The organism is Arthrobacter sp. KBS0703 (assembly GCF_002008315.2).
GTDB lineage: Bacteria > Actinomycetota > Actinomycetes > Actinomycetales > Micrococcaceae > Arthrobacter.
Map to the genome: position 1 here is coordinate 1,015,985 of NZ_MVDG02000001.1, position 23,491 is coordinate 1,039,475.

24 protein-coding genes, 2 tRNA genes and 3 pseudogenes are annotated in these 23,491 nt (G+C 66.8%); 12 read left to right on the forward strand and 17 right to left on the reverse strand.

What is annotated here, in order from left to right:
- Positions 1–57 precede the first annotated feature (57 nt).
- From B1A87_RS04775 to B1A87_RS04785, 4 genes and pseudogenes are all read left to right on the forward strand, one after another.
- A pseudogene (locus tag B1A87_RS04775) lies at positions 58–1,606 on the forward strand (L-aspartate oxidase).
- Entirely contained in the window at positions 1,597–1,908 is a 312-nt protein-coding gene (locus tag B1A87_RS23610) for a hypothetical protein (RefSeq protein ID WP_260680665.1), read from the forward strand. Before B1A87_RS04775 ends, B1A87_RS23610 begins: the two are co-directional and overlap by 10 nt.
- Positions 1,901–2,773, forward strand: coding sequence for a carboxylating nicotinate-nucleotide diphosphorylase (gene nadC / locus B1A87_RS04780; RefSeq protein ID WP_078026661.1), 873 nt, complete (start codon positions 1,901–1,903; stop codon positions 2,771–2,773). The genes B1A87_RS23610 and nadC overlap by 8 nt, the downstream gene beginning before the upstream one ends.
- 7 nt (positions 2,774–2,780) lie before the next feature.
- On the forward strand, positions 2,781–3,944 hold the full coding sequence (locus B1A87_RS04785; protein WP_078026660.1) for a cysteine desulfurase family protein: 1,164 nt from the start codon (positions 2,781–2,783) through the stop codon (positions 3,942–3,944).
- Positions 3,945–4,005: 61 nt separating this feature from the next.
- Here the strand turns inward: B1A87_RS04785 and B1A87_RS04790 are convergent, their stop codons facing one another.
- Genes B1A87_RS04790 through B1A87_RS04800 form a run of 3 tightly spaced genes read right to left on the reverse strand, consistent with a single transcriptional unit; the run spans position 4,006 to position 6,143 of the window.
- The gene (locus tag B1A87_RS04790) at positions 4,006–4,539 is read right to left on the reverse strand and encodes a GtrA family protein (protein WP_078026659.1); all 534 of its coding nucleotides are present in this window, start codon (positions 4,537–4,539) and stop codon (positions 4,006–4,008) included.
- Between the two features lie 34 nt (positions 4,540–4,573).
- On the reverse strand, positions 4,574–5,428 hold the full coding sequence (locus B1A87_RS04795; protein WP_078026658.1) for a fumarylacetoacetate hydrolase family protein: 855 nt from the start codon (positions 5,426–5,428) through the stop codon (positions 4,574–4,576).
- A 52-nt stretch (positions 5,429–5,480) separates the two neighbouring features.
- Positions 5,481–6,143, reverse strand: coding sequence for a DUF1684 domain-containing protein (locus B1A87_RS04800; protein ID WP_078026657.1), 663 nt, complete (start codon positions 6,141–6,143; stop codon positions 5,481–5,483).
- A gap of 103 nt (positions 6,144–6,246) precedes the next feature.
- Between B1A87_RS04800 and B1A87_RS23615 the strand changes: the two genes are divergently transcribed.
- From B1A87_RS23615 to B1A87_RS04810, 4 genes are all read left to right on the forward strand, one after another.
- Entirely contained in the window at positions 6,247–6,378 is a 132-nt protein-coding gene (locus B1A87_RS23615; RefSeq protein ID WP_260680666.1) for a hypothetical protein, read from the forward strand.
- Positions 6,369–6,719, forward strand: a complete 351-nt coding sequence (locus B1A87_RS24565) for a hypothetical protein (protein WP_313902449.1) — start codon at positions 6,369–6,371, stop codon at positions 6,717–6,719. Before B1A87_RS23615 ends, B1A87_RS24565 begins: the two co-directional genes overlap by 10 nt.
- A complete protein-coding gene (locus tag B1A87_RS24570) occupies positions 6,720–7,067 on the forward strand; it encodes a hypothetical protein (RefSeq protein WP_313902450.1) in 348 nt (115 codons plus the stop codon).
- Positions 7,068–7,139: 72 nt separating this feature from the next.
- Entirely contained in the window at positions 7,140–7,946 is an 807-nt protein-coding gene (locus tag B1A87_RS04810) for a transglutaminase family protein (RefSeq protein ID WP_078026655.1), read from the forward strand.
- Here B1A87_RS04810 and B1A87_RS04815 read toward each other — a convergent pair whose 3' ends face one another.
- The 3 genes from B1A87_RS04815 to B1A87_RS04825 all read right to left on the reverse strand — a co-directional run bounded on the left by B1A87_RS04815 (position 7,947) and on the right by B1A87_RS04825 (position 10,250).
- Positions 7,947–8,414 (reverse strand): MarR family winged helix-turn-helix transcriptional regulator, encoded by a 468-nt coding sequence (locus B1A87_RS04815; RefSeq protein ID WP_078026654.1) that lies wholly within the window; start codon positions 8,412–8,414, stop codon positions 7,947–7,949. It abuts the gene before it with no gap.
- Positions 8,414–9,571 (reverse strand): LLM class flavin-dependent oxidoreductase, encoded by a 1,158-nt coding sequence (locus tag B1A87_RS04820; protein WP_078026653.1) that lies wholly within the window; start codon positions 9,569–9,571, stop codon positions 8,414–8,416. Before B1A87_RS04820 ends, B1A87_RS04815 begins: the two co-directional genes overlap by 1 nt.
- Positions 9,572–9,737: 166 nt before the next feature.
- A complete protein-coding gene (locus tag B1A87_RS04825; protein ID WP_260680667.1) occupies positions 9,738–10,250 on the reverse strand; it encodes a hypothetical protein in 513 nt (170 codons plus the stop codon).
- 285 nt (positions 10,251–10,535) lie between these two features.
- On the opposite strand from B1A87_RS04825, the gene B1A87_RS23620 reads away from it, so the two are divergent.
- Positions 10,536–10,667: a hypothetical protein gene (locus B1A87_RS23620; protein WP_260680669.1), complete on the forward strand. Its 132-nt coding sequence runs from the start codon at positions 10,536–10,538 to the stop codon at positions 10,665–10,667.
- Between the two features lie 10 nt (positions 10,668–10,677).
- On the opposite strand, the gene B1A87_RS04830 is transcribed toward B1A87_RS23620, so the two are convergent.
- The 6 genes from B1A87_RS04830 to bcp form a co-directional block, all read right to left on the reverse strand.
- Entirely contained in the window at positions 10,678–13,896 is a 3,219-nt protein-coding gene (locus tag B1A87_RS04830) for an efflux RND transporter permease subunit (protein WP_078026652.1), read from the reverse strand.
- Positions 13,897–13,964: 68 nt separating this feature from the next.
- Positions 13,965–15,470 carry a malate:quinone oxidoreductase gene (locus B1A87_RS04835; RefSeq protein WP_078026651.1) on the reverse strand — a complete coding sequence of 502 codons (1,506 nt, stop codon included), beginning with the start codon at positions 15,468–15,470 and terminating at the stop codon, positions 13,965–13,967.
- Between the two features lie 79 nt (positions 15,471–15,549).
- A complete protein-coding gene (locus B1A87_RS04840; RefSeq protein WP_078026650.1) occupies positions 15,550–17,211 on the reverse strand; it encodes an ABC transporter substrate-binding protein in 1,662 nt (553 codons plus the stop codon).
- Positions 17,212–17,455: 244 nt separating this feature from the next.
- On the reverse strand, positions 17,456–18,127 hold the full coding sequence (locus tag B1A87_RS04845) for a fasciclin domain-containing protein (RefSeq protein ID WP_078026649.1): 672 nt from the start codon (positions 18,125–18,127) through the stop codon (positions 17,456–17,458).
- A 277-nt stretch (positions 18,128–18,404) separates the two neighbouring features.
- Positions 18,405–18,489: transfer RNA gene (locus B1A87_RS04850), tRNA-Leu, on the reverse strand.
- 129 nt (positions 18,490–18,618) lie between these two features.
- Complete coding sequence (gene bcp, locus B1A87_RS04855; RefSeq protein ID WP_078026648.1) at positions 18,619–19,089, reverse strand: thioredoxin-dependent thiol peroxidase; 471 nt, start codon at positions 19,087–19,089, stop codon at positions 18,619–18,621.
- Positions 19,090–19,185: 96 nt separating this feature from the next.
- On the opposite strand from bcp, the gene B1A87_RS04860 reads away from it, so the two are divergent.
- Positions 19,186–19,668, forward strand: a complete 483-nt coding sequence (locus B1A87_RS04860; protein ID WP_078026647.1) for a MarR family winged helix-turn-helix transcriptional regulator — start codon at positions 19,186–19,188, stop codon at positions 19,666–19,668.
- A gap of 106 nt (positions 19,669–19,774) precedes the next feature.
- Complete coding sequence (locus B1A87_RS04865) at positions 19,775–20,305, forward strand: hypothetical protein (RefSeq protein WP_078026646.1); 531 nt, start codon at positions 19,775–19,777, stop codon at positions 20,303–20,305.
- Positions 20,306–20,392: 87 nt separating this feature from the next.
- Here B1A87_RS04865 and B1A87_RS23625 read toward each other — a convergent pair.
- Positions 20,393–20,665, reverse strand: a pseudogene (locus tag B1A87_RS23625) (phosphodiester glycosidase family protein); the annotation flags it as partial.
- On the opposite strand from B1A87_RS23625, the gene B1A87_RS23630 reads away from it, so the two are divergent.
- Complete coding sequence (locus B1A87_RS23630) at positions 20,576–20,911, forward strand: hypothetical protein (RefSeq protein ID WP_260681083.1); 336 nt, start codon at positions 20,576–20,578, stop codon at positions 20,909–20,911. The pseudogene B1A87_RS23625 and the gene B1A87_RS23630 sit on opposite strands and share 90 nt — an antisense overlap.
- 50 nt (positions 20,912–20,961) lie before the next feature.
- On the opposite strand, the pseudogene B1A87_RS24575 reads toward B1A87_RS23630, so the two are convergent.
- From B1A87_RS24575 to B1A87_RS04890, 4 genes and pseudogenes are all read right to left on the reverse strand, one after another.
- A pseudogene (locus B1A87_RS24575) lies at positions 20,962–21,048 on the reverse strand (hypothetical protein); the annotation flags it as partial.
- Positions 21,049–21,342: 294 nt separating this feature from the next.
- Positions 21,343–21,678, reverse strand: coding sequence for a hypothetical protein (locus B1A87_RS04880; RefSeq protein WP_078026645.1), 336 nt, complete (start codon positions 21,676–21,678; stop codon positions 21,343–21,345).
- A gap of 150 nt (positions 21,679–21,828) precedes the next feature.
- Positions 21,829–21,901: transfer RNA gene (locus tag B1A87_RS04885), tRNA-Lys, on the reverse strand.
- Positions 21,902–22,018: 117 nt separating this feature from the next.
- Positions 22,019–23,155 (reverse strand): PQQ-dependent sugar dehydrogenase, encoded by a 1,137-nt coding sequence (locus tag B1A87_RS04890; RefSeq protein WP_260680670.1) that lies wholly within the window; start codon positions 23,153–23,155, stop codon positions 22,019–22,021.
- Positions 23,156–23,491: the final 336 nt, after the last annotated feature.

A 23,491-nucleotide genomic window follows, 5' to 3' on the forward strand; every position in this document is an offset into this window, starting at 1 on the left:
ATCACCAGCGGAACCGGTAGCCCCGGGCGCAAGCGGCTGATCGTCGTCGGCAGCGGCATGGCAGGCCTTTACGGGGCGCTGCTCGCCGCGGACGCCGGCGCGGACGTGGTGCTGCTGACGAAGGGCGCGCTCGCGGACAGCAACACGTACTACGCCCAGGGCGGCATTTCAGCGGTCCTGGACGAGCCGGCGCCGGGGGACACCGTGGCCGCGCACATTGCCGACACGCTCCAGGCCGGGGCGGGCCACTGTAACCCGGAAGCCGTCCGGGTGCTGTGCACCGAGGCGCGCCGGGACATCGCCGGACTTGGGCGCTTCGGCGTGCGTTTTGACTTGGACGACGACGGCGATCCCGCCTTGGGGCTCGAGATGTGTATAAGAGACAGCCCACTCGGCGCCGCGCATCCTGCACGCCGGCGGCGATGCCACCGGCGCGGGGATAAGAGACAGAGCCAACGCCCTCATCTGCGCCGTGCTGTCGGCCCAGGCCTCCGGACGGATCCGGCTGCTGGGCCACGCGCGTGCCACCGCGCTGCTCCAGTCCGGGCGGCGCGTGACGGGCGTCGAATTCCTCCATGACGGCCAGCTGAAGACCGTCCAGGCCGACTCCGTCCTGCTGGCCACCGGCGGAGCGGGACAGCTGTTCGCCCAGACCACCAACCCCTCCGTCGCCACTGCCGACGGACTCGCCCTGGCCTGGCGCGCCGGAGCGGCGGTTGCGGACCTTGAATTCTTCCAGTTCCACCCCACCTGCATGGTCCGCACGGCCGAAGCCGCCGAGGCGGACGCCAACCAGGACCCGCTGCTGATCTCCGAAGCGGTCCGCGGCGAAGGCGCCATCCTCGTGGACGCGGAAGGCCGCCGCTTCATGCGGGACTACCACGCGGACGCCGAACTCGCCCCGCGGGACGTCGTCTCCCGCAGCGTTGCCCTGCACCTGGCCGCACTCGGCGACCCCAACGGCCACGTCTACCTTGACGCCCGCGTCATCGAGGCCGCGAAGGGCCGGGGATTCCTGGCGAAGCGCTTCCCGACCATCACGCGGCGCACCCGCGAAGCAGGCATCGACTGGACGCGAGACCTGGTTCCCGTGGCGCCGGCCGCGCACTACTGGATGGGCGGCGTGTCCACCGACCTCCACGGCCGCACCACCGTGCCCGGGCTCTTCGCCGCCGGCGAGGTTGCCTGCACCGGGGTCCAGGGCGCCAACAGGTTGGCCAGCAACTCCTTGCTTGAAGGCCTGGTCTTCGGACGGCGGGCTGTAGAGGCGTTTCTTGCGGAGCCTGGGCCGTCGGCAGGCTCCGTTGGGGCATCGCAAGACGGCGGGTCCGTTGGGGCGTCGCCTGACGGCGCCCCTCCGCGTGCTAGCTCGGCCGCTGGCGGCCTCCCCTTGACGCACGCTTCCGGGACCCCGCCAGTTGACGCTTCCGGATCTCCCGTCGCCGGTTCCGTTGGGGCGCCTGACGCGTCCGGGACATTTGGAACTGAAGGCGATTTCCCTGCCTGGGAGTTCGAGGCTGCGCCCGCTCCGGGGCCAATTGAGGCTTCCTTTGCCCGGCCGGGGCCGTTTTCTCGGGGGGCGCTGCGGCGGCTGAGATGTGTATAAGAGACAGACCTCGAGCAGCTCTATGCCTGCGCACCGGCGGGCAGCTGCGCGAGGCGGGCGCCGCGCTGGCGGAGTGGGCCGCCGTCGTGCGTCCCGACACCGTGCCGGACGCCGAGGACCCGCGCGAGCACGAGGACGCCAACCTGCTGCTGGCAGCCCAGCTGCTGGTCCATGCCGCCCGGGAGCGGCGGACATCGCTCGGGGCGCACTACCGCGACGACGGCAGGCAAGACGCTGCGGCCCCCGAAGACATTGACAAACGATACAGAATGACCCGGAAAGCGAGCCTCGTCCATGACTAGCCTGACCCTCCCCGCAGCACCCGTCCGGGAGATCCTGGAACGGGCCTTCGCGGAGGATGCCCCCAGCGGTGACATCACCTCGCAGCTGCTCATTCCGGCCGGGGCCCGTGCAACCGCGGTGCTCAATGCCCGCGTTCCCGGCGTCTTCAGCGGCGGCACCGTGTTCAAGGACGCCATGCAGCTGGTCGACCCGGACACCGAGGTGGAACTGCTGGTCGCCGACGGCCAGGCGTTCGACGCCGGGACCCGGCTTGCGCGGGTCAGCGGACGGGCGCGCAGCGTGCTGCTGGCCGAACGCGTGGGGCTCAACCTGGCGCAGCGGATGAGTGCCATCGCCACCCGGACCGCTGAATTCGTGGCCCTCGTGGACGGCACGAAGGCCCGCATCACGGACACGCGGAAGACCACGCCGGGCCTGCGGGTCCTGGAACGGTACGCCGTGCGGTGCGGCGGCGGAGCCAACCACCGGTACAGCCTGTCCGACGCCGTGCTGGCCAAGGACAACCACCTTGCCGTGATGACCGGGGGCGATCCGGGCAAGCTGACCGAACTTCTGGCGGCGGCGAAGGCCCAGCTGGGGCACACCACGCACTTCGAGGTGGAGGTGGACAGTGCGGACCAGATCGAACCCGTCCTGGCCGCCGGGGTGGACACCATCATGCTGGACAACTTCACGCTCGAAGAGCTCCGGGCCGGCGTCCGGCAGGTCGGCGGACGAGCCGTGGTGGAAGCCAGCGGCAACGTCAACCTGGGCACCGTTGCGGACATTGCGGCCGCCGGTGTGGACGTCATCTCCGTCGGAGCACTCACCCATAGCGTCACGGCGCTGGACCTCGGCCTGGACGTCGAGCTGACGGTCAGCTGAGCGGGCCATGATCTTCCTCGACGCAGCAGCCACCACGCCGGTCCGCCGGGAGGTGCTCGAGGCCATGTGGCCCTTCCTGACCGGACAGTTCGGCAACCCGTCGAGCCACCATTCGCTGGGGGATGCCGCCGCCCGGGCGCTCGCGGAAGCCCGCAAGTCCGTGGCGGCCGTACTGGGATGCCGGCCGGCGGAAGTGACGTTCACGTCGGGCGGCACGGAGGCTGACAACCTGGCCGTCAAGGGAATTGCGCTGGCACGGCAGGCCGCGGACCCTGCGCTGGACCGCGTGGTGATCAGCGCCGTCGAACACCCGGCAGTGGAGGAATCCGCACGCTATCTTGAACGCTTTCACGGGTTCACGGTGGACGTGGCATCCGTGAACAGCTACGGAACGGTGACCGCCGAAGCCCTGGCCGCGGTGCTCCGGCCCGAAACGGCGCTGGTCAGCATCATGTATGCCAACAACGAGGTGGGGACGGTCCAGCCGGTCGCTGAGCTCGCCGCCCTGGCGCGGGAGCGCGGCGTTCCCTTCCATACCGATGCCGTGCAGGCCGCAGGGTGGCTCCCGGTCGATGTGAAGACGCTGGGCGTGGACGCCCTGAGCATTTCCGGGCACAAGCTCGGCGCCCCCAAGGGCTGCGGCATCCTGTTCGTGCGCGGCAGGACGAAGGCCGAACCCCTCATGCACGGCGGCGGGCAGGAGCGCGGCCGGCGTTCCGGCACGGAAAATGTGGCCGGGGCCGTGGGGCTTGCCACCGCGCTCACCCTGGCCCACGCGGATCAGGCGGCGCTCTCGGAACGGGTCACGGAGCTGCGGGACGAATTCATCAGCGCCGTGCTGGGCAGCGTTCCCGGCGCCGTGCTGACAGGCCATCCGGCCGACCGGCTGCCGTCCGTGGCATCTTTCTGCTTCCCGGGCACCAGCGGCGAGTCCGTGCTCCTGGAGCTGGAACGCCAGGGGGTGGTCTGCTCCAGCGGTTCGGCCTGCGCGGCGGGATCGGACGCGCCGTCGCCGGTGCTCCTGGCCCTGGGGATCGAGGCCGAGGTGGCCCAGACGGCTGTGAGGTTCAGTTTTGATTCCTCGGTGACCGCGGCGGACCTGGCGACCGCCGCCGCTGCGGTGACGGCCGCCGTCGGAAGCGTGCGGAACCTGGGCCAGATTCCCAAGTAAGGAGCAGCTGGCGCGGTTCTGAGCCCTGAAAACGACGCGAGCTGCTACCCAGTTGGGCTGGCTAGCGGTGCCGGGCGCGCCGGAAGATCCAGTGCCGCAGCATCGTGAACCGGACGGCGGTGGCGAGGAACCCTGACAGCGTGGTGGTCAGGAGTTCGTCGGCCACAGTGGCGTCCGGCCGGAGCCAATGGAGTACGCCGAGGCTGCCGCCGGTGATGACGAGGGCCACGAGGATCAGGACCAGGCCGTTGAGGTGGTCCCGGGCCGCCCTGCGCTGATCCGTGATCTTGAACGTGAGCCGCCGGTTGAGCGCGGTGTTCATGACGGACGTGATGATCAGCGCGGCGGCGTTGGCAAGCTGCGGCCCCAGCCATGGCCGCAGCAGCGCATACAGCGCCAGCGAGGTGACCGTGCACACGACGCCCACTCCCGTGAACCGGATGAGCTGGCGGACCACAGGGAAGCGAAGCGCCCCGGGGTAGTGCCGGGTGGCGGGGAATCTCGCGGCGGCCGGCGCAGGTTCCGCGCCTGGCTCCGCCTCTGCCTGCTGCGTCCGCTGCGTGGGCTCGGCAACGGGCGCGGCAGGCGATTCCATGGCCCAAGCCTTTCACATGCTTCGGCAGATCCGGCTATCGCGCCGCCGTGACCGGGTTGGTGAGCTGGCCGATTCCACCCACGCGGCACGTGACGGTGTCGCCCGGCCGTAGGGGTGCGGTGGCCGCCGGGAAGCCGGTGAGAACCAGGTCTCCGGGGTGAAGGGTCATGAACGAGCTCAGGTAAACCAGGATCTCGTCCACTTTCCACCCCAGGTCCGCGGTGCTCGCCGTGGCCAGTGCGGAGCCGTTGTGGACGATGCCAATGGGCAGGTCGGCGTCGTCAAGCCCGGTGACGATCCACGGGCCTACCGGCGTAAACGTGTCCCGGCTCTTGGCGCTGAGCCACAGCTCGTCCGATTTCTGCAGGTCCCGGGCCGTCACATCGTTGCCAATCGTGTAACCCAGCACGGCGGTCCGTGCGTTGTCGAGCGTCAGCCGCTTCGCCGCGCGGCCGACGACGACGGCCAGTTCCGCTTCCGGCTCCACCACTCCGACGTCGGCCATCAGTTCGATCGGCTCGCCGGGGCCGATGACGCTGGTGGCGGCCTTGTGGAAGGCCTGTGCCGGCAGGTCGCGGCCAGCCTGTCCGGTGTTGTGGGCCATGCCGAGCACGTTGGCCGGCGCGCTGGGCGCCAGGAACATGAAGTCTTCCTCGCTCACGGTGTCGCCCGGTTCCCATCCGCTGCGCGGCGTGCTGTTCGCGTTGGCTGGCGAACCCCGGAACGGCGAATCGACCACGGTCCAGAGCCGGCCGGCGTCGCTGCCGAAATCAGGGGCGCTGTTGGCGACGAAGAACTGCTCAGGGACTGTGGAGAGCTGGGCGGCGGGCTCGGCAGTAGGGGCGAGCGGGCGTACGCGGGCGATCCGCTGCGGGGCAACTGGGGTCATTCAGCCATCGTATGCGCCGGCGCCGGCCGGGAATGCCCGGGAACGCGTGACGTCAGTAGAGCTCGCCCACCGGGATTTCGACGGCGAGCCTGTTGGCGGGGCCGGCGAGCGGGCACGCCCAGGCCTCGTTGTACGCGCACGACGGGTTGTAGGCGAAGTTGAAGTCGAGCACGAACTGGGCGTCGGGCCCGGAACCGCGCACGCCATGGAAAGCGCCTTTAATGGTGTCCAGCAGGTACCGGCCTGCGCCGTAGCTGCCGCCGGGGCGCCCGGCGGTGGCGTCGCGGAACGGCACGAAGATACCGCCCCCGTAGCCCTGCAGTTTCCAGACCGCCAGCTGTCCCATCTCCGGCAGGTCAAACGTTCCCAGCCGCACGAACCTGACCAGTCCGTCCGTGCCCGTTTCAACGGTCATTTCCCGCCCCGCGCCTTCCTTGGTCAGGGGCACGTGGAATCGGTAGATGGGATCGTAGTCGGCCGTCTTGAGTCCGTAGAAACTCGCCTTGGCCTCGGCCGTCAGGGCCGACGCCGGATGGGTGGCGAACATGCGGTCCCGTTCCTGGCGCCAGTACGCATGGGCTTCATCCGGGCTGTCGGCGGCGATTTTACGGACGGTGTCGTAAAGGGCAAACGTACGCAGCCGCCAGTCCGCGATGTCGACGGCTGACATGCCCGCCAGGGTCTTTTCCGCCGCGTCCAGCTCGTTATCCGCCATATCCCCCAGCCTAGCCCCCTTTCCGGATCCGAAACCCCGGGTCCGGATGCGAAACGCGGAAGCGGTCAACCGGGGAGCGCGGCGTCGCGGCTAGGCTGGAGGCATGACAGGGATCACACCTTCCCGCCGGGTAGGCATTGCCGCCGTCGTGCTGCTGGCGGCGGGACTCATGGCCGGCTGCAGCAGCGACGGCAAGGGCGCGCCCTGTCTCTTATACACATCTAGATGTGTATAAGAGACACGGGCGCCAGCGGCGCGACGCCCGGGGCAACGGGTGGAACGTCGACTCCCTCGGCCACCGCTACCGGTCCGTCCGAGTCTCCCGGGGCAACGGCGTCGGCGTGGAAGGTCTTTTCCGACCCCGCCAAGACAGTCAGTTTCGAACTGCCGCAGGGCTGGATCGCACAGTCGGTGGATCCGGACAAGGGAACGCTGCCCGGCGCAGTGAAGATCGAAGTCAAGGACGCGGAGGGGACGTACCTGGCCGCGCTGCAGACCGGCCTTCCGGAGGCCGCTGCGGCCACGTGCGCCACGGCCGCCCGGAAGAACTACGTGGTGTCTCTTATACACATCTAGATGTGTATAAGAGACAGGCCCCACAGCGGGGGCGAGGGGACCATCGCCCCGCATGTGGTGTTCCGGGTGATTCAGGGCTACCGCTACTTCGGCTCCTACGGGATCACCAACCTGGTGGGCGGGGCCGATTCCAAGGCCTGCCAGCTGCAGAACGTGGTCCGCGGACTCCCGGGCAAAGGGAACTACTCCTTCAGTGACGTGCGCTCGCTGAAGCCGTTGGCGCCGGACGAGAAAGTTGCGCCCGCCAAGGCCTTCGACACCCTTGACCAGGCCGCCGGCTACGTCAACAAAGGGTCCGAATTCGCGAATGTCCAGCGGATGCTAATGTCTCTGAAGATCAAGAACTAGTCCGGCTGCCTCGGCACACCCCCCGGGTCCGTGGCCGTGACTGGCAGACGCTACCTCACACCCCGGAGTTACATGGAACGCACTGTCGCTGCCCGCCTGGTCTTCAAGACCGTAGCCGATACGAAGGTGGCATTGGCCATTTCCGTGGCCAGGAACCGCGGCTACGCTTCCCTCGATGAAACTCTATCGGTCACCGCGGCGGACACCGCTGTTCCGTTGACGGAGCTTTCCGACCACCACGGGGGCAGGTTCCATTACATGGAGTTTGCCGAACCGACGGAGGTCACCGTCGACTACACGGCCACGGTTGCGGGCTTCGCCGAGCCGGAGCAGGCCTCCCTCATGGAGCTCATCCGCTACGTCCGGCCGAGCCGCTACGCCGAGTCCGACCGGCTGCTCCCCACGTCCTATGCGGAGTTCGGCGGCCTTCAGGGTGAAGAACTGCTCCACGCGGTGCGCAACTGGGTATTCAGCGAACTCCGCTATGTCAGCGGCTCCTCGCGCGGCATCGACGGAGCAGTGGAAACACTGCTGAACCGGCGAGGGGTGTGCAGGGACTACGCGCACCTGGCCATTTCGTTGCTGCGGGCCAAGAACGTTCCCGCGCGGCTGGCCGCGGTGTACGCTCCGGGCCTTTCGCCGATGGATTTCCACGCCGTGGCCGAGGCCCACATCAACGGGGCCTGGTACGTGATCGACCCGACGGGGCTGGCACCCCGTGAGTCGATGCTGCGGATCACCGCCGGACGCGATTCCTCAGACACCGCGTTCCTGTCCACCGTGGGTGGGAGCCTGTCCCTCCGGGAGATGCGCGTCACTGCGGTGGTCAACGGGGAGCTGCCGGCAGAGGATCCCGGCAAGCTGGCCGTGATCCACTAGCTACCGCGCGGGCAAGGAAGCGCGGAGCTTCTCCGTCAGCCTCAGCAGCTCCCTCTGCTCTGCAGCTGTGAGCGCCGGGCCGACGAGTGCGGCGATGTCCCTGACGTGGTCGCGGCCGATCTGCTTTTGCAGTTCGGCGCCCGCGTCCGTCAGCATGAGCAGCACGCCGCGGCCGTCGTTAGGTGCGGGCGTCCGCTCCACCAGGCCGCGCTTCTCCAGCCGGTCAACCAGCCTGCTGAGGCTGGACTGGCTCAGGAGCACGTTGTCGTTGAGCTCATTCAGGCGCAGCCGCCCGGACGGGCACCTGGACAGGGTGAACAGGACGTCGTATTCGTTCACTGCCAGGTCCTTGAAGGCCGGCCCGGACTGCAGCCGGCGCATCACCGCAACCTGCGCCCGGAACAGCGATTCCCAGGTTTCCGCGGCCAGGCGAACCGGAGACGCTGCCGGGGCAGTCCGGGCGGCCATTACGACTCCCGTGCTGCGGGGGCGGCAGGAGCGGCGGAGGCAGCAACCTGGCCGGCGTCCGTCTCCGCGGCGGTGTTCTCGGCGGCGATCTTTGCCGCCACGCGCGCGGCGTGCGTGGGCGGATCCGGCACGTGGGCCGGCTTCAGCGCCGCGTACTCCTTGCGCAGCACCGGCAGGACCTCTTCGCCGAACAGGTCCAGCTGCTCCAGGACGGTCTTCAGCGGCAGCCCTGCATGGTCGATCAGGAACAGCTGGCGCTGGTAGTCGCCGAAGAACTCGCGGAACGTGAGCGTCTTTTCGATGACCTCCTGCGGGCTGCCGACCGTCAGCGGCGTCTGCGAGGTGAAGTCCTCAAGGGAGGGCCCGTGGCCGTAGACGGGGGCGTTATCGAAGTACGGGCGGAACTCCTTGACGGCGTCCTGCGAGTTCTTCCGCATGAAGAACTGGCCGCCCAGGCCAACGATTGCCTGGTCTGCCTTGCCGTGCCCGTAGTGCTCGTAGCGCTCGCGGTACATGCCGATCAGCTGCTGGTAGTGCTCCTTGGGCCAGAAGATGTTGTTCGCGAAGAAGCCGTCGCCGTAGTAGGCAGCCACTTCCGCGATCTGCGGCGTCCGGATGGAGCCGTGCCAGACGAAGGGGGCAACGCCGTCGAGCGGGCGCGGCGTGGAGGTGAAGTTCTGCAGCGGCGTGCGGAACTTCCCGGACCAGTTGACCGTGTCCTCGTCCCAGAGCCGGCGCAGCAGGCTGTAGTTCTCGATCGCCAGCTCGATCCCGTCCTGGATGTTCTTGCCGAACCAGGGGTAGACCGGCGCCGTGTTGCCGCGCCCCAGAACGAGGTCCACGCGCCCGTCAGAGAGGTGCTGCAGCATGGCAAAGTCCTCGGCGATCTTCACGGGGTCGTTCGTGGTGATCAGCGTGGTGGCCGTGGAAAGCGTGATGCGCTCTGTCTGGGCGGCGATGTACGCCAGCGTGGTGGTGGGTGAGGAGGAGAAGAAGGGCCGGTTGTGGTGCTCGCCGATGGCGTAGACATCCATGCCGATTTCTTCGACCTTCTTGGCAATCGCCACCGACGCCTTAATGCGCTCGTGCTCGGTGGGGGTCCGGCCCGTGGTTGGGTCGGTGGTGATGTCGCTAACGCTGAATACGCCGATTTGCATGATGTGCCTTCCGTTCGCCGGGGTGTCCGTGCCTGTTACAACTATAACTGATTTACATGCATTTGCATCTATCGGTTGATGTAACGCTCAGCACGGCACGTTATTCCCTCGACCCAACTGGGTAGCAGCTCGCGCCGTTTTCAGGGGCTGAAAACGGCGTGAGCTGTTACCCAGTTGGGTGCCACCCGTTGGCCCGGAGCGCGGCACGAACCTTCCGGACCGCTGCCTTCGCGTCGTTTTCCATGTGCCGCCTGGAGATCCTGACCAGGACCCAGCAGGCCAAGGCGAAGTCCTCTTCCCTGGCGATATCCCTGACGATCTGGGCGGGACCCGAATGGCCTTCGCCTTCGTACTCGACAGCAACGCGGTATTCCGGGTAGGCCAGGTCCGGTTGACGAACGACGCCGGAACTCAGCATTGTGGCCACGTTCAGTTGCGCCTCCGGCAGGCCCGCGCGGTCCAGCGCCAGGCGGAGGCGCGTTTCGGGGGCGGAGTCGGCTCCGATCCGCGCCTGCTCCCGGGCCAGCCGCGCCTTCCGGATTCCCGGCGTACCTTTGTGCCGGTCCAGCATGTCGGCCAGCTCCTCCCAGGTGGCATGGGCTTCGCTCCGCCCTTCGAATTCCAGGCGGGCAAGCCGAATCAGGTGGTCAGCAACCACGGTGAGTTCATCGATACTCATCCGCCGGGCAATATCCAACCAGGTGCGGGCCCCGCTGGTGACCAGAACCCCGTTCAGCTCCACTATTTCATCCGCAAAAAACTGCCCGCGATGCCCAGTGACGCCGCGCCGTCTCGAGATGGCCACGGAATCGGGCCGGGAAATGTGAATGTTCGGGGCGTCTGCGCCCGGAAGGAAACCGGGTACTGCAACAGCCGGAAGGCCGTGGAGTGGAGGGCCGTCGTCGTCCGTATTGCCCCCTGCCGGCACGCGGATACCGCGACTGGGCGTGATGAGCGAAACGACGTGCTGCTACCCAGTTGGGTGGGGGAGCAGGGGACGGGTGGGGGAGGAGGGGAGGAGGAGGTGGGGGAGGATGGGATGGGGGAGGTCGGGGAGGAGGGAGGCTGTCTCTTATACACATCTAGATGTGTATAAGAGACAGGCCTTACTCGGGGGCGCCGGGTGCGGCGCGCCTGCCGGTGACCTTGGGGACCATGCCGGTGGTCCAGTCCACGAACTCGTCGTCGACGTCATCGGCCGGCGTCATGCCGGGACGTTCCTTCAGCTGCCGGAGCAGCGATTTCTTCTCCTTGCGCCCCTCCACCAGGCGGTACAGCACCGGGACCAGCACCAGGGTCAGAGCGGTGGAGGACACCAGGCCGCCGATCACCACGATGGCCAGCGGCTGGGAAATGAACCCGCCGCCGCCCGTCATGCCGAGGGCCATGGGCGTCAGGGCAAACACGGTCGCCAGCGCCGTCATGAGGATGGGCCGCAGGCGCTGCCGGGCCCCGTGGGTGATCGCATCGGCCACACTCATGCCGGGCCTGCCGCCGCGCGGCCTGCGGTACTGGTTGATCAGGTCGATGAGCACAATCGCGTTGGTCACCACAATGCCCACGAGCATCAGCATGCCGATCAGGGACGGCAGCCCCAGCGGCACCTTGGTGATGAGCAGCAGGGCAACGGCGCCCGTGGCCGCGAACGGCACCGAGACGAGGAGGATCAGCGGCTGGATCAGCGACTTGAACGCGGCCACCATGATCACGTAAACGATGGCGATGGCAGCGAGCAGCGCGAGCCCGAGCTGCCGGAAGGAGTCGGCCTGCTGGGTAGTGGCCCCGCCGATCTGCGCGGTGACGCCGGCCGGAAGCTCCACGGATTTGAGCCGGTTCTGCACCTCGGTGCTGACGGCGCCCAGGTTGGCGCCCGACGGCGTGACGGACACTTGCGCGGTCCGCTGGCCGTTGCTTGAGGTAATCGAGACGGGGACGTCCACCTGTTCGACGGCGGCGATCTTGCTCAGGGGCACGGGGCCGCGGGCTGTCGGCAGCGAAATGGCTCGGACCGCGGCGATGCTGGTGAAGCGGGTGCCTTCGCCGATGCGGACCGGAAAGTCGTCGGCGTCGATGCGCACGGTGCCCGCGGGAACAGGGCTGATGGTTGCGGCTAGCACGCCTGCCACCTGCTCTTCGTTCAGGCCTGCAGCCACCGCCTTGGCTCGGTCCACCTTGACCTGCACCACGGGCTGGCTCGCCGCGAGGTTGGTGGTGACCTCGGTGCTTCCGGGCACGCCCGTCATGGCCCGGACCGTGGCGTCACTGGCCTTGCCGAGATCCGCCGTGGTGGCGGCCTTCAGTGTGATGTCCACCGTGGAGGAGGAGCCGAAGCCGCCCTGCTGGGCGCCCACGGAGATCTTGCCGGAACCGCTGACCTTGGCCAGTTCGGTGCGCACCGTTTCCTGGAGCTTCGCCTGGTTGGCCTTCTCCTCGGTGACCACGGTGAACGAGGAGTTGGAGGACCCGGAGGAGGTCAGGGCCGTAAAGCCGGCCTGCGCGTTGCCCGACGTCACCTGGACGTCCCGGATGCCCTCGATGCCGAGCAGCACGGTTTCAAGCTTTTCCGCGGCGGCGCTGGTGTCCTCGAGGCTCGTTCCGGCAGGGAGTTCCTGCTTGACGGTCATGCTGTTTTCGCCGGACCGGCCGAGCAGGTCGGTGGCGAGCAGGGGGGTCATGGCCGCGGTTCCGCCCAGCACCAGGACAGCCGCAACCAACGTCACCACGGGGCGCTTCTGGGTCTTGGTGAGGACGGGCAGGTACCCGCGCTGGAGGAGGCTGCGCTGCTCCGCCTCATGCGCCTTGGCTTCTATGGCGCGGGGTGATTCGGGAGCAGTCCCGGCGGCGCCCGCATCCGTGGGTGACTTGAGGAACCAGTACGCCAGGACCGGAACAATGGTCAGGGCCACGAGCAGCGATGACAGCAGCGCAATGGTGACGGTCAGCGCGAAGGGCCGGAACAATTCACCGGCGAGGTCGCCCACGAAGGCAATGGGCAGGAAGACGGCCACGGTGGTGAGCGTCGAGGCGGTGATGGCGCCGGCCACTTCGCGGATGGACGTCAGGATGGCGGTGAGCTTGGGCTCGCCGTAGCTAAGGTGCCGCTTGATGTTTTCGATCACCACGATCGAGTCGTCCACCACCCTGCCGATCGCGATGGTGAGCGCGCCCAGCGTGAGGATGTTCAGCGAATACCCGGTGCCGGACAGGCCGATGAAGGTGATCAGCAGCGACAGCGGGATGGAGACGGCGGTGACCAGCGTGGAGCGGACCGACATCAGGAAGACGAGGATGACGGCGACGGCGAAGCCCAGCCCCAGCAGGCCCTCCGTGGTGAGATCCTTGATGGATTTCTCGATGAACGGCGCCTGGTCGAAGACCGGCGTGAACTTTGCGTTCGAGCCGAGCTCGGTCTCAAGCTGCGCCAGCGAGTCCTTGACGGCGTGGGAGATGGCCACGGTGTCGCCCTCGGGCTTCTTTGTGACGGACACGGCCAGGGTCTCCTTGCCGTTGGTCCGCGTGATGGACGTCCGGGCATCGTCCTTGATGCTGACGTCGGCGACCGAGCCGATCGTTGCGCCGCCCTTCGCTCCGCTGAGGGGCAGGGCCTTGACGGCGGCCGTCGAGTCCACCGGGCTGCCGACCTGCAGCGACAGGCTCTGGCCCTTGTCCTCAATCGTGCCGGCGGGCACCAGGTCGCCGTTATTGGTCAGGGCGTTCCGGATCGACTGGATCGTCGCCCCGCTGGCTGCCATTTTGGCCGGGGTCGGCAGGATCGCGATGTGCCGGCTGGCGCCGCCGGTCACATCGGCGCCGCGGACGCCGTCGAGCTTTTGCAGCCGGGGCACCGTCAGCCGCTGGAGGTCGGTGTTCAGCTCGCTGAGCGGCTTGTCAGAGGAAACGGCGAGGAAAACGATCGGAAAGTCGCTAATGCTGCCCGCGATGGCCTGCGGCTGGACGTCATCCGGAAGGGTCCGCTTGGCGTTGGAAATCGCGCGGTCGATCTGGTTCCGGGCGCGGTCCAGGTTGGACCCGTAGGTGAACACCATGCTGATCTGGGACACGCCGTTGCGCGAGGTGGACGACGTCGATTCCAGGCCCTCGACGCCGTTCAAGGCCGTCTCCAGCGGACGGCTCACCTGCTTGTCCACCACCTCGGGGGAGGCGCCCGGCATGGACGTGATGACGGTGATCCGCGGGAACTCCACGGACGGGATGAGCTCCTGCTTGAGTGAGGACATGGTGATCACGCCGAACACCGAGGCAAAGATGGTGATCAGCGCGATCAGCGCACGGTTCCCGAGGGAAAGACTGGCCAGCCGGAACATCGCGTGGTCTCCTGGTGGGTCGACGGACTATTGCCTGTGGTGGAGCCTGCCGCAACCCGGACAGGGTGTTAGCGATTGACGGCCGGCGAAGCTTCCAGCTGGAGGGCCTTGGCCGTTGCCTTTTCAAGCTCCGAGGCCAGCTCAGGGTTGTCATTGAGCTTGACGCCGTAGCCGGGCATCATTTCCTTGAGCTTGGACTGCCAGCCCTTGAAGTTCTTGGGGAAGGACTTCTGCAGCACCTCGATCATGATAGGCACTGCGGTGGAAGCGCCCGGCGACGCGCCGAGGAGGGCGCCGATGGAGCCGTCGCGGGCGGCGATCACCTCGGTGCCGAACTGCAGGACACCGCCCTTCTTCGGATCCTTCTTGATGATCTGCACACGCTGTCCCGCGGTGATAAGTTCCCAGTCGCCGTCCTTGGCTTCGGGGTAGTACTCGCGGAGTGCCTCAACCTTGTCCCCGTGGCGCTTGGCCACTTCCTTGACCAGGTACGCGGTGAGGTCCATGTTGTCCTTGGCCACGGCCAGCATCGGAATGATGTTGCCGGGGCGGATGGACAGCGGGAGGTCGAGGTAGCTGCTGGTCTTCAGGAAGTTCGTGGAGAACCCGGCGTACGGGCCGAACAGGAGCGAGCGCTTGCCGCCGACGTAGCGGGTGTCCAGGTGGGGAACGGACATGGGGGGCGCGCCGACCGACGCCTGGCCGTAGACCTTGGCGTTGTGCTGGGAAGCGAGGGCCGGGTCCGTGCAGCGGAAGAACTGGCCCGAGACGGGGAACCCGCCGTAGCCCTTGCTCTCCGGAATGCCGGACGCCTGCAGCAGGCGGAGTGCGCCGCCGCCCGCCCCGACGAACACGAATTTGGCGCGGATGCTGCCGCGTTCCCCGGACGCCGGGTGCTTGAGCGAAAGGTCCCAGCCGCCGTCGGACGCCCGCTTGACGTCGGTGACGTCATGGCCGTAGTTGATCTCGACGCCGTTGTTGCCAAGGTACGTGGTCAGCTCACGGGTCAGCGCCCCGAAGTCGACGTCGGTGCCCTCCGCGGCGCGCGTCGCGGCGATGCGCTCCTTGGGGTCGCGGCCCTTGACGATGAGCGGAGCCCACTTGCCGATCTGGGCGAAGTCCTCGGAGTATTCCATGCTGTGGAACAGCGGGTGCTGCTTGAGCGCGTCGAAGCGCGTCTTGAGGAAGTTGGAGTTGTCCTGCCCGATGACGAAACTCATGTGCGGGACGGTGTTGATGAAGCCCTTGGGCGACCCGATCAGGGAGTTGGTCACCAGGTGGGACCAGAACTGGCGGGAGAGCTGGAACTGCTCGTTGATGTGCAGGGCCTTGGAGGGGTCCACCGAGCCGTCTTTGGCTGCGGGGGAGTAATTAAGCTCACACAGTGCGGCATGCCCGGTGCCGGCGTTGTTCCACGGTCCGGAGCTTTCGAGGCCGGCCTCGTCAAGGCGCTCAAAGAGGGAAACAGTCCAGTTGGGTTCGAGCTGCTTGATGAACGCACCCAGCGTGGCGCTCATGATACCGCCGCCAATCAGGACGACGTCGGCATGTTGGGTCTTGGAAATGAAGGTCACAATCAGTCTCCGATAGCAGCGGCTCTGGCTGTCACAGAATATCCCTGCACCGCCCACTAACTGAAATTGGTCCCGCCCGTCAAGGCCTTAGCTGGACCTTGGTGAAAACTTCATTTAATACCGGCGAGGCGGGATAGCTGAGGACGCGGTCGGACAGTGCCAGCGCCGAAATCGGGAACGCGATGGGGACGGCCGGAACCGTCGCTGCGATCTGGGCATTGATGGTCTGGTACTGCTCGGTGCGGTCCTTGCCGTCGGGCAGGCCGCGGGCCCGGTCGATCTTGGAGAAGACCTGGGCGTCCTGGTATCCGAACTCGCCGTTCTTCTCGCCGAACAGCGGCGTCAGGAAGTTGTCCGCGTCCGCGTAGGAGCCGTTCCAGCCCAGCAGGTGGAAGGCATGGTCGCCGGGGGACTGGACCTTCTGCAGGTAGCCGTCCGACCAGTCGACGGGAACCGGCCTGATATTAAAGCCCACGGCCGTGAGCTGCCGGCTGATCTCGGCAAAGACCTTCTCGGGTGTGGGCAGATACGGCCGGGTCACGTTCATGGGGTAGTAGAACTTGAGCGGCGCGCCCTTGTAGCCTGCCTCCGCCAGCAGGTCCTTGGCCTTGTCGGGGTCGTGGCCCAGTGCCGGCGCGTTGTTGTTGAACCCGCTCAGCTTCGGCGGCACGAACTGCGAGGCCTGGGTTGTGTTGTCGATGAAGAAGCGCCGGATGAGGGTGTCTTTGTCGATGGCCAGCTCGACTGCCTGCCTGACCTTCAGGTCCGCCAGGACGGGAACCGCCTGGTTCATGCCCAGGTACATCACCGAGAAGGGGTCGCGCTGGATGATCTGTTTTCCGCGCTTGACGAGCTGGTCGAAGTTGCCCACGGTCACGGCGTCGTAGCCGTCGATCTTGCCGTCGATCAGGGCCTGGAGGCGGGTCTGCGGGTGGTCGTAGGTAATGAAGTGGATGGTGCCGATCTGGCCGCGGTCGCCCCAGTAGTCCTTGTTGGTGACGAGGGTGACGCTGGTGCTGTCCCAGGCGGAGAAGCGGAACGGTCCGGTGCCCACGGGGTGGGTGGCGTAGGCGGAAAGGACCTGGCTGCCCCGGCGGAGGTTCAGGACGTCGGCCCGTCCGGCTGCCAGTGCCTTGGGGGAGGAGACGGCGAACGCGGGCAGGGTCAGGGCCTGCAGGAATCCCGTGAAGCGCTCGGTGAGGTCGATCCGCACCAGCCGGGGCGACAACGCCGTGCAGGCCTTGAAGACGGAGAGGCTGGCTTGATCGGAGTGTTCCTTGAAGACGCCCTTGAAGGTGGTTCCCGCAGCCTGCTTCCGGATGGCTTCGGAGAAGTGGAACCAGCGCTCAAAGTTGGTGCAGACGGCCTGGGCGTTGAACGGGGAACCGTCGTGGAACGTGATGCCGGGGCGCAGCGTGAAGGTATAGGAGCGTCCGTCCGCGGACTCTGTCCATTCGGTGGCGAGCAGCGGCGTGGGTTCGCCCGTGGTCTGGTCGACGCCGACGAGTCCCTCAAGGACCTGGCGGGTAACCCGCTGGGACTCGACGTCGTTCGCCAGGGCCGGGTCCAGGCCCAGGGGCTGGGAAGCCGTACCGAACGCGAAAGTCGCCGACGGGCCGGTGGGCGTGGGGGTGGTGCTGACTGCGGCGGAGGAGGGCGCCGGGTCCGGCTCGCCGGTGCAGGAAGTGAGCGTTAAGCCCAGAAGGACGGCACCGGTTTTGATGGCCGTACGGCGCGACATACTGCTGGGCACTGGATTTATCACCTCTGGGCTGCTGGGCTGCGCGTGGGCGGCTGCGGTCTGCTGGCCCCGACCCTCATTCTAGTTGACGGGCAGGCTCCTCCTGACGGACCGTGGCGTCCGGACGCGCCGGCCCGGGCGGACATGACAAAGCCGTGGCCCGCACCTAAGCCGGTGCGGGCCACGGCTTTCCCTGTGCCGGATGGAATCCCAGTTCTTCCCCGGACGGGAGTCCCAGGAGGGACTACTTGGGCATCAGCACCGAGTCGACCAGGTAAACAGTGGCGTTGGCCGTCTTGACGCCGCCGCAGATCACGTTGGCGCCGTCAACCTTGAGGGCATCCTTGCTGCCGGTCACGGTCACGGAACCGCCCTGGACCGTCTTGTGGGTGCCGACGATCTTGTCGGGGGTGATCTGGCCCGGGACAACGTGGTAGGTGAGGATCTTGCTCAGCAGGGCGTCATCCTTCTTGAGCGTTTCGATCGTGGCGGCGTCGATCTTGGCGAAGGCGTCGTCCACCGGTGCGAAGACGGTGAACTCGCTGCCGTTCAGCGTGTCCACGAGGTCAACCTTCGGGTTGAGCTTGCCCGAAACAGCGGCGGTGAGCGTCTTCAGGAGCGGGTTGTTGGAGGCGGCCACTGCCACCGGGTCCAGGGCCATGCCCGAGACCGAACCTGCACCGCTGGGTACCTTCTGCGCGTATCCGGCGCAGCCGGGGCCTACGAGGTTGGCCGCGGGATCCATGGCTGCCGCGGAGGTTTCCGACGGCGACGGCGCCATGCTGGAGGCGGACGGCTCAGCTGCAGCAGAGGAGCTGGTCGCCGTCGTGGCCGAACCGCCGCACGCGGTCAGGCTGAGCAGTGCTGCGGCTGCAACACCTGCAACGGTGAAAGTTGTGCGCTTGAAAGACTGCATTTCGATTCTCCTTGGTTGTGCCGATCATTGCCTGCGGAGAACGTTTCCGTCCCCGTCCATTGGCCCTATTCCGACTGCGGGCACCGACCCTTGGTTGGTGTCTCAATGGGTATTCGGCCACTGGGCGGCAGTGGATGGGTGACCCGGAAAAACTTTTTTGTGCGGCCCTGTTTCAGTTCCGCCGCGCGGGAGGAACCGCTGCTTAAACGCCGGAATCCCGGGCCTGGTGGCCCGGGATTCCGTGCTGTGCAGTATTCGTCTGCACTGCCGTATTGCCTGGTGCGCAAGGGGGGACTTGAACCCCCACGCCCGAAGGCACAGGAACCTAAATCCTGCGTGTCTGCCAATTTCACCACTCGCGCGCGGCTCCGCCCGGCGCCTTCTGCCCTCTTGTAACCGGCAAAAAACGTACGACGGCGGATGCCAGCCTCCATTGTACCGTTAGCCGACCGGGCCTTCAGCAGGCTTCGCCGGCGGGTTCAGGAGCCGGCTTATGCCAGCTTGAGGTCCTTGCGCAGCTTCGCAACATGGCCCGTAGCCCGGACGTTGTACTGGGCCACGGCCACCTTGCCGTCCGGATCCACCACAACGGTCGAACGGATGAGGCCGTCGTAGGTGCGCCCGTAGTTCTTCTTCTCGCCCCACGCAGCGTAGGCCTCGGCCACTGCATGGCTTTCGTCGGACAGGAGGGGGAAGGTGAGACCTTCGGATTCAGCAAATGACGCCAGCTTGCTGACGGGGTCGGGCGAGATTCCCAGGACGTCGTAGCCCGCGGACTGCAGCGATGCGAGGCTGTCCCGGAAGTCGCACGCCTGCTTGGTGCATCCGGGAGTGGCGGCGGCCGGATAGAAGTAAATGATGGTGTTCCGGCCCCGGTAGTCGCTGAGGCTGACGTCGGCTCCGGCCGAGTCCTTCAGGGTAAAGGCGGGTGCGGCGTCGCCCGGGTTAAGTCTTTCAGCCAAAGTATTCTCCTTGTTTGCGTGCGGGACATTTAAGCTTAGTAAGGCATGTGGGCGGGCACTAATCCACACTTGGCTATACTTGTTTCTATGCCTGATATGGATCGCTGGCCCACTGGGCGCCTCTTGTCCACAGCGGCACGTCTTGTCGAGCACTCCTGGAACGAAAAATTGGGTGCAATCGGCCTCACCCACGCCGGTGTGATTGCCATCGAGGTTCTCTACAACAACGGTCCCATGACGCAGGCCCAGCTGGCCCAGCTGGTGCGCGTTCAGGCCCAGACCATGGGCAAAACGCTCAGCCGGCTCGAAGCACACGGACACATCGTGCGCCAGCGCAGCACCTCTGACCGCCGCAGCCACGTCGTTTCACTGACTGATCGGGGCACCGAGGCAGTGGCCGCCGCAGCCGACATGGAGCGGTCCGTGCTTGCCGCAGCGTCCATCGATCCGGACGTCCTCCGGCAGGAACTTCAGGCCGTGGTCCGGGAACTCGCCACCCGGTTCGCGTCCCCCGCGACCACCGCCATCGTGGCGAGCGGCGACTCCGGGCTCCCGGTCGAGGCCCGCTCCTTCGACTGACCCGCTTCGGCCGCCTCCCCCTTGCCCAGTTGCCCCGGTTGACGCCACGTCAGGGGAGGGCGAGACTGACCACATATCGTGAGTCCTGGAGATGGGCGGACAAGTCATGCCTGAAGACCAAACTGCCGGCAGCGGCCCCAACGCCGGACGACGCCCGAACCGGAACCCCCTCGTACGCCGTGTCATCCTCCCTGATTTCATCGTGGTGTCGCTCGCGCCGATCGCAGAGAACGTGACCTACAAGCTCGCCACCCAAGGCAGGCAAACGTGGCTCTTCCAGGATCTGGGCTACATGCTCGGCGCGGGCCTGCTCATCCTGATCACCTTCTATGGCATCTGGATCCACCAGCGGGACGACCGGAAGCTTCCGCCGGCCGAGGCGATGCGCGACGCCATTACTGCGACTGTTGTTCTCCTCTACCTGGTGCTGGTTTCGTGGGCCACCTTCTTCGCGCCGGGACCCACCCGGGATCTCCTCCCGGACCAGCTTCTTGCCTCGCTGACGACGGTCACCGGCGTCGTCATCGCGTTTTACTTCATCTCCACCGCTGCGGCCGGCAAATGGTCGCCGAAGCCGCCCTGGGCCGGAGAGCCTGCCGGTCACGAGCGGCCCGCAACGGAAAACGAACAGCGCTAGTCCCTCCGGCGGGGAAGCACCAGAAGGGGCATCGCCGACCGGCCGTTGGCCGGCCGCGTCGGAGGGCGAGTTGACCACCTGGCCGTTGACCACCATGGTGGTGGAGCCGCCGCCGTCGAGATTGATGGCGTCCACCATTCCGAGGGACCGGGCCACATCCGCTGATTCCTTGATGCTGAGCCCGAGCGCTGTGGTCTGGCGTCCGTCGGCGGTGACCAGCAGGGTGCGCCCCTGGGTATCGGCGCCGGCAATGGTCCGGGGGTTGCGTTTGTGGACCCAGCCGTAATAGAAGCTGTTGCTCTCGCCCTGGTGGACCATGCCATCCCGTTTTGCGGTGATGTTCTCGACGCCGTTGGTCATCAGGACGGGACCTCCGTTGACAACGTCCGTCGAGGAGCCGGCCTTCAGCGCCTTGCCGTCCTCGTTGACGAGTTCTGCATCGAGGTCCAGTCGTGCGCCGACCGTGGGGAGGGAACCGATCCCGATGAGATCGTCGCCTTTACCCACGACTTCGGGCCCTCCACTCCGTCCGGCCCCGGCATGGAGGCCGTGCTGGATGAACACGGCACCGTCCAGCGGTCAACTCCTCCCGCGGCATCCCGGTAGCCTGCAGCTTTGATCTGCGCGACTGCTGGTGCGGCATCGGCCTTCGACGCGAACTGTCCGGCTCGGACCCTGAAACCCAGGTCACCGCCGGAGTCTGCCAGCTGAGGGGACTGAACGTGTTCAACGCGCGCCGGGATGCCGACGGCCTGGAGTTTGCCGGCCGAGGGTCAGGGCTGCGATGGCAGCCCTGCTGAGGCGCTTGTTGGGGATTTTCATGCTGTGACCCTAGCCGCGCACGTTCCCGTCGGACGGGCCCAAACGCCGGTGTTCGGGATGTCTTGGCGGACTGTTCATGGGGCGTTTGCCAGCCAACAAGTTGAGCCTCGTCCGATACTACCGGACGAGGCTCATCAACGTCGGGATCCACGGCTTCGGAGATTCTATCCGTGGCCGCAGTCTCAGGCTGCAGTTGCAGCCCGCACGTGCAGCCCTTAGCTGCAGAACTTGGTGTAGGTGCTGCCGGCCTGCTCGTAGTCTGCCTTCAGGGCGGTCAGCTTTCCGGCGTCCGGGCTCTCCTTGACGGACTCGTCCGTGTAATCCAGGATCGCCTGCAGCGCCGGCTTCAGGTCATCCGAGGCCACGGCATGGATGGGCCGGATCTGGTTTGCAAGTCGCGTCATTCCTGTCTTGCCCAGACTGTTCGTGGGGTTCGACACCACGATCTTGATCCGGTCGCAGGTTTCCGCGGTGGTCAGCTGGGGTGATGCGCAGGCCGAAGCGGAGAGGAGCAGGCCGGCGGTGAGCAGGGCGGTGGTGAGTTTCTTCATTGGTTCCCTCAGTAGTTGATGACGTTCGATTGTAAGCAGACGCTCCCGCATCGGCCGTGCGCATCGGGTCTGGCACATCACGATATTCGAGGGCAAAACGAAACCCCGCCTTCACGGCTTGTGGCCTATGAAGACGGGGTTTCTCACCTGTGCACCCCCCGGGACTTGAACCCGGAACCCATTGATTAAGAGTCAATTGCTCTGCCAATTGAGCTAGAGGTGCATCTGCTGTTTCGTTCAATCGTGGGCTTTTCTTTCCCTCGTTGATCTCCGCAACGACATGAAACTCTACACGAACTTTTGGCCAGTGTGAAATCGGGCCGGCGGGAGGTCCCGCACGTCAGTTCGGAAGGCCCAAAATCAGCACGAAATCAGGGTTTTCATTGTTGCTCAGAGCCCACAATTCCCCGCTCGGGGCGAGTGAAACGCTTCGGATACGGCCGTACTGCCGTGTGAAATAGCCCACAGGGGCGCCGGCGTTTTCACCTTGGAGCGGAACGGCCCAGATTCGCTGGCCCCGGAGCGCGCCCAGATAGGCCGTGCCGCCCACGATCTCCAGTCCGCTGGGGGATGACTCGGCCGTGGACGGCCAGACAACCTTTGCGTCGATGAATCCCTCCCGGTGCGGTGCGCCGGTAACCTCCGGCCAGCCGTAGTTTCCTCCGGCCTGGATCAGGTTGAGTTCATCATTGACGTCGGGACCGAACTCGCTGGCCCACAGCCTGCCCCCGCTGTCCCATGCCAGCCCCTGCACATTCCGGTGCCCCAGGCTGTACACGGGATTTCCGGGGAGCGGGTTTCCCGGCGCGGCCTCGCCGTCCCGGGTAAGGCGCAGGATTTTCCCGCCCAGCGCATTCCGGTCCTGGGGCTGTTCCCGCCGCTGGGAGTCGCCGGTCCCCACATAGAGGAAACCATCAGGGCCAAAGCGGAGCCTGCCGCCGTTATGTGTTGTGGCCTTCGGAATCCCGGAGAAGATGACGTCGGGGGCACCCAGCCTGAGCCCGGGGTCCGCCCCCGTCCCCGCTTCGTCGAGCCGCACCCGGGCAATCCGGTTGTCACCGGCCGCGGTGAAGTAGAAGTACAGGAGCCGGTCTGACGCGAAGTCCGGCGACAAAGCGAGGCCCAACAAGCCGCCCTCGCCGCCGGGAACTACGTCCGGGACCTTGCCGACGGTGCGGATTTCGCCGCCTTTCACGGACTTGAGCAAGGCGGAGTCCCGTTCCGATATCACGGCGGTCCCGTCGGGCAGGAACACCATTGACCAGGGCAGTTGCAGGCCGTCAATCCTGCTCCGGACCACCGGTGCCACCGGTGCCGCCGGTGCGCTGGAGGTGGCCGCGCCGGGGCTGGCTGATGCGCTCCCGCCCGGGCCGGTCCCGCTGCCCGGGGTGGTTGAAGCCGGCGCGCCGGGGTTGCTGGCTGTCGGTGCTCCGCCGCCGTCACCCGTGCAGCCCGCCAGCAGGAGCGCCAATGCCACTGCCAACGCTGTGGCGGCGGCTCGCCTGGACGGAGCCGGGCGCCGGACGACGGGCGCCCGGCCGCCCGGCGCGGCGGCACTCCGGGCGCCGCCCCGGCCGCCTTCGGTCCTTCTCGCTCCTGCCGCTGTCACTCTTACTCCGCCGTGTTGGTGGTGACCGTCGTCGCTGTCCGTCTGGCCACCACGGCACCTCCGTCAGTCGTTAGCCGCGCTAAGTCAGCGCCGCGTCGTTAGCGCCGCGACCGGCGCGGTGCCCGGAAGCCGGCAGCTTCGGCATGTGCCGCAGTCAGGAACCACACTTCCGCCCTGGCATCCTCATAACCGGAACTGTCTTCG

Coding starts and splice junctions, on each gene's coding strand:
- B1A87_RS04815 (WP_078026654.1), bottom strand. CDS start 8,414: ATGGCCGCCCGGACTGCCCCGGCAGCGTCTCCGGTTCGCCTGGCCGCG.
- B1A87_RS24565 (WP_313902449.1), top strand. CDS start 6,369: ATGTGTATAAGAGACACGGGCGCCAGCGGCGCGACGCCCGGGGCAACG.
- B1A87_RS04825 (WP_260680667.1), bottom strand. CDS start 10,250: ATGAGTATCGATGAACTCACCGTGGTTGCTGACCACCTGATTCGGCTT.
- B1A87_RS04880 (WP_078026645.1), bottom strand. CDS start 21,678: ATGAAGAAACTCACCACCGCCCTGCTCACCGCCGGCCTGCTCCTCTCC.
- B1A87_RS04790 (WP_078026659.1), bottom strand. CDS start 4,539: ATGGAATCGCCTGCCGCGCCCGTTGCCGAGCCCACGCAGCGGACGCAG.
- nadC (WP_078026661.1), top strand. CDS start 1,901: ATGACTAGCCTGACCCTCCCCGCAGCACCCGTCCGGGAGATCCTGGAA.
- B1A87_RS04800 (WP_078026657.1), bottom strand. CDS start 6,143: ATGGCGGATAACGAGCTGGACGCGGCGGAAAAGACCCTGGCGGGCATG.
- B1A87_RS04840 (WP_078026650.1), bottom strand. CDS start 17,211: ATGTCGCGCCGTACGGCCATCAAAACCGGTGCCGTCCTTCTGGGCTTA.
- B1A87_RS24570 (WP_313902450.1), top strand. CDS start 6,720: ATGTGTATAAGAGACAGGCCCCACAGCGGGGGCGAGGGGACCATCGCC.
- B1A87_RS23610 (WP_260680665.1), top strand. CDS start 1,597: ATGTGTATAAGAGACAGACCTCGAGCAGCTCTATGCCTGCGCACCGGC.
- B1A87_RS04845 (WP_078026649.1), bottom strand. CDS start 18,127: ATGCAGTCTTTCAAGCGCACAACTTTCACCGTTGCAGGTGTTGCAGCC.
- B1A87_RS23615 (WP_260680666.1), top strand. CDS start 6,247: ATGACAGGGATCACACCTTCCCGCCGGGTAGGCATTGCCGCCGTCGTG.
- B1A87_RS04830 (WP_078026652.1), bottom strand. CDS start 13,896: ATGTTCCGGCTGGCCAGTCTTTCCCTCGGGAACCGTGCGCTGATCGCG.
- B1A87_RS04820 (WP_078026653.1), bottom strand. CDS start 9,571: ATGCAAATCGGCGTATTCAGCGTTAGCGACATCACCACCGACCCAACC.
- B1A87_RS04865 (WP_078026646.1), top strand. CDS start 19,775: ATGCCTGAAGACCAAACTGCCGGCAGCGGCCCCAACGCCGGACGACGC.
- B1A87_RS04785 (WP_078026660.1), top strand. CDS start 2,781: ATGATCTTCCTCGACGCAGCAGCCACCACGCCGGTCCGCCGGGAGGTG.
- B1A87_RS04810 (WP_078026655.1), top strand. CDS start 7,140: ATGGAACGCACTGTCGCTGCCCGCCTGGTCTTCAAGACCGTAGCCGAT.
- B1A87_RS04860 (WP_078026647.1), top strand. CDS start 19,186: ATGGATCGCTGGCCCACTGGGCGCCTCTTGTCCACAGCGGCACGTCTT.
- B1A87_RS04795 (WP_078026658.1), bottom strand. CDS start 5,428: ATGACCCCAGTTGCCCCGCAGCGGATCGCCCGCGTACGCCCGCTCGCC.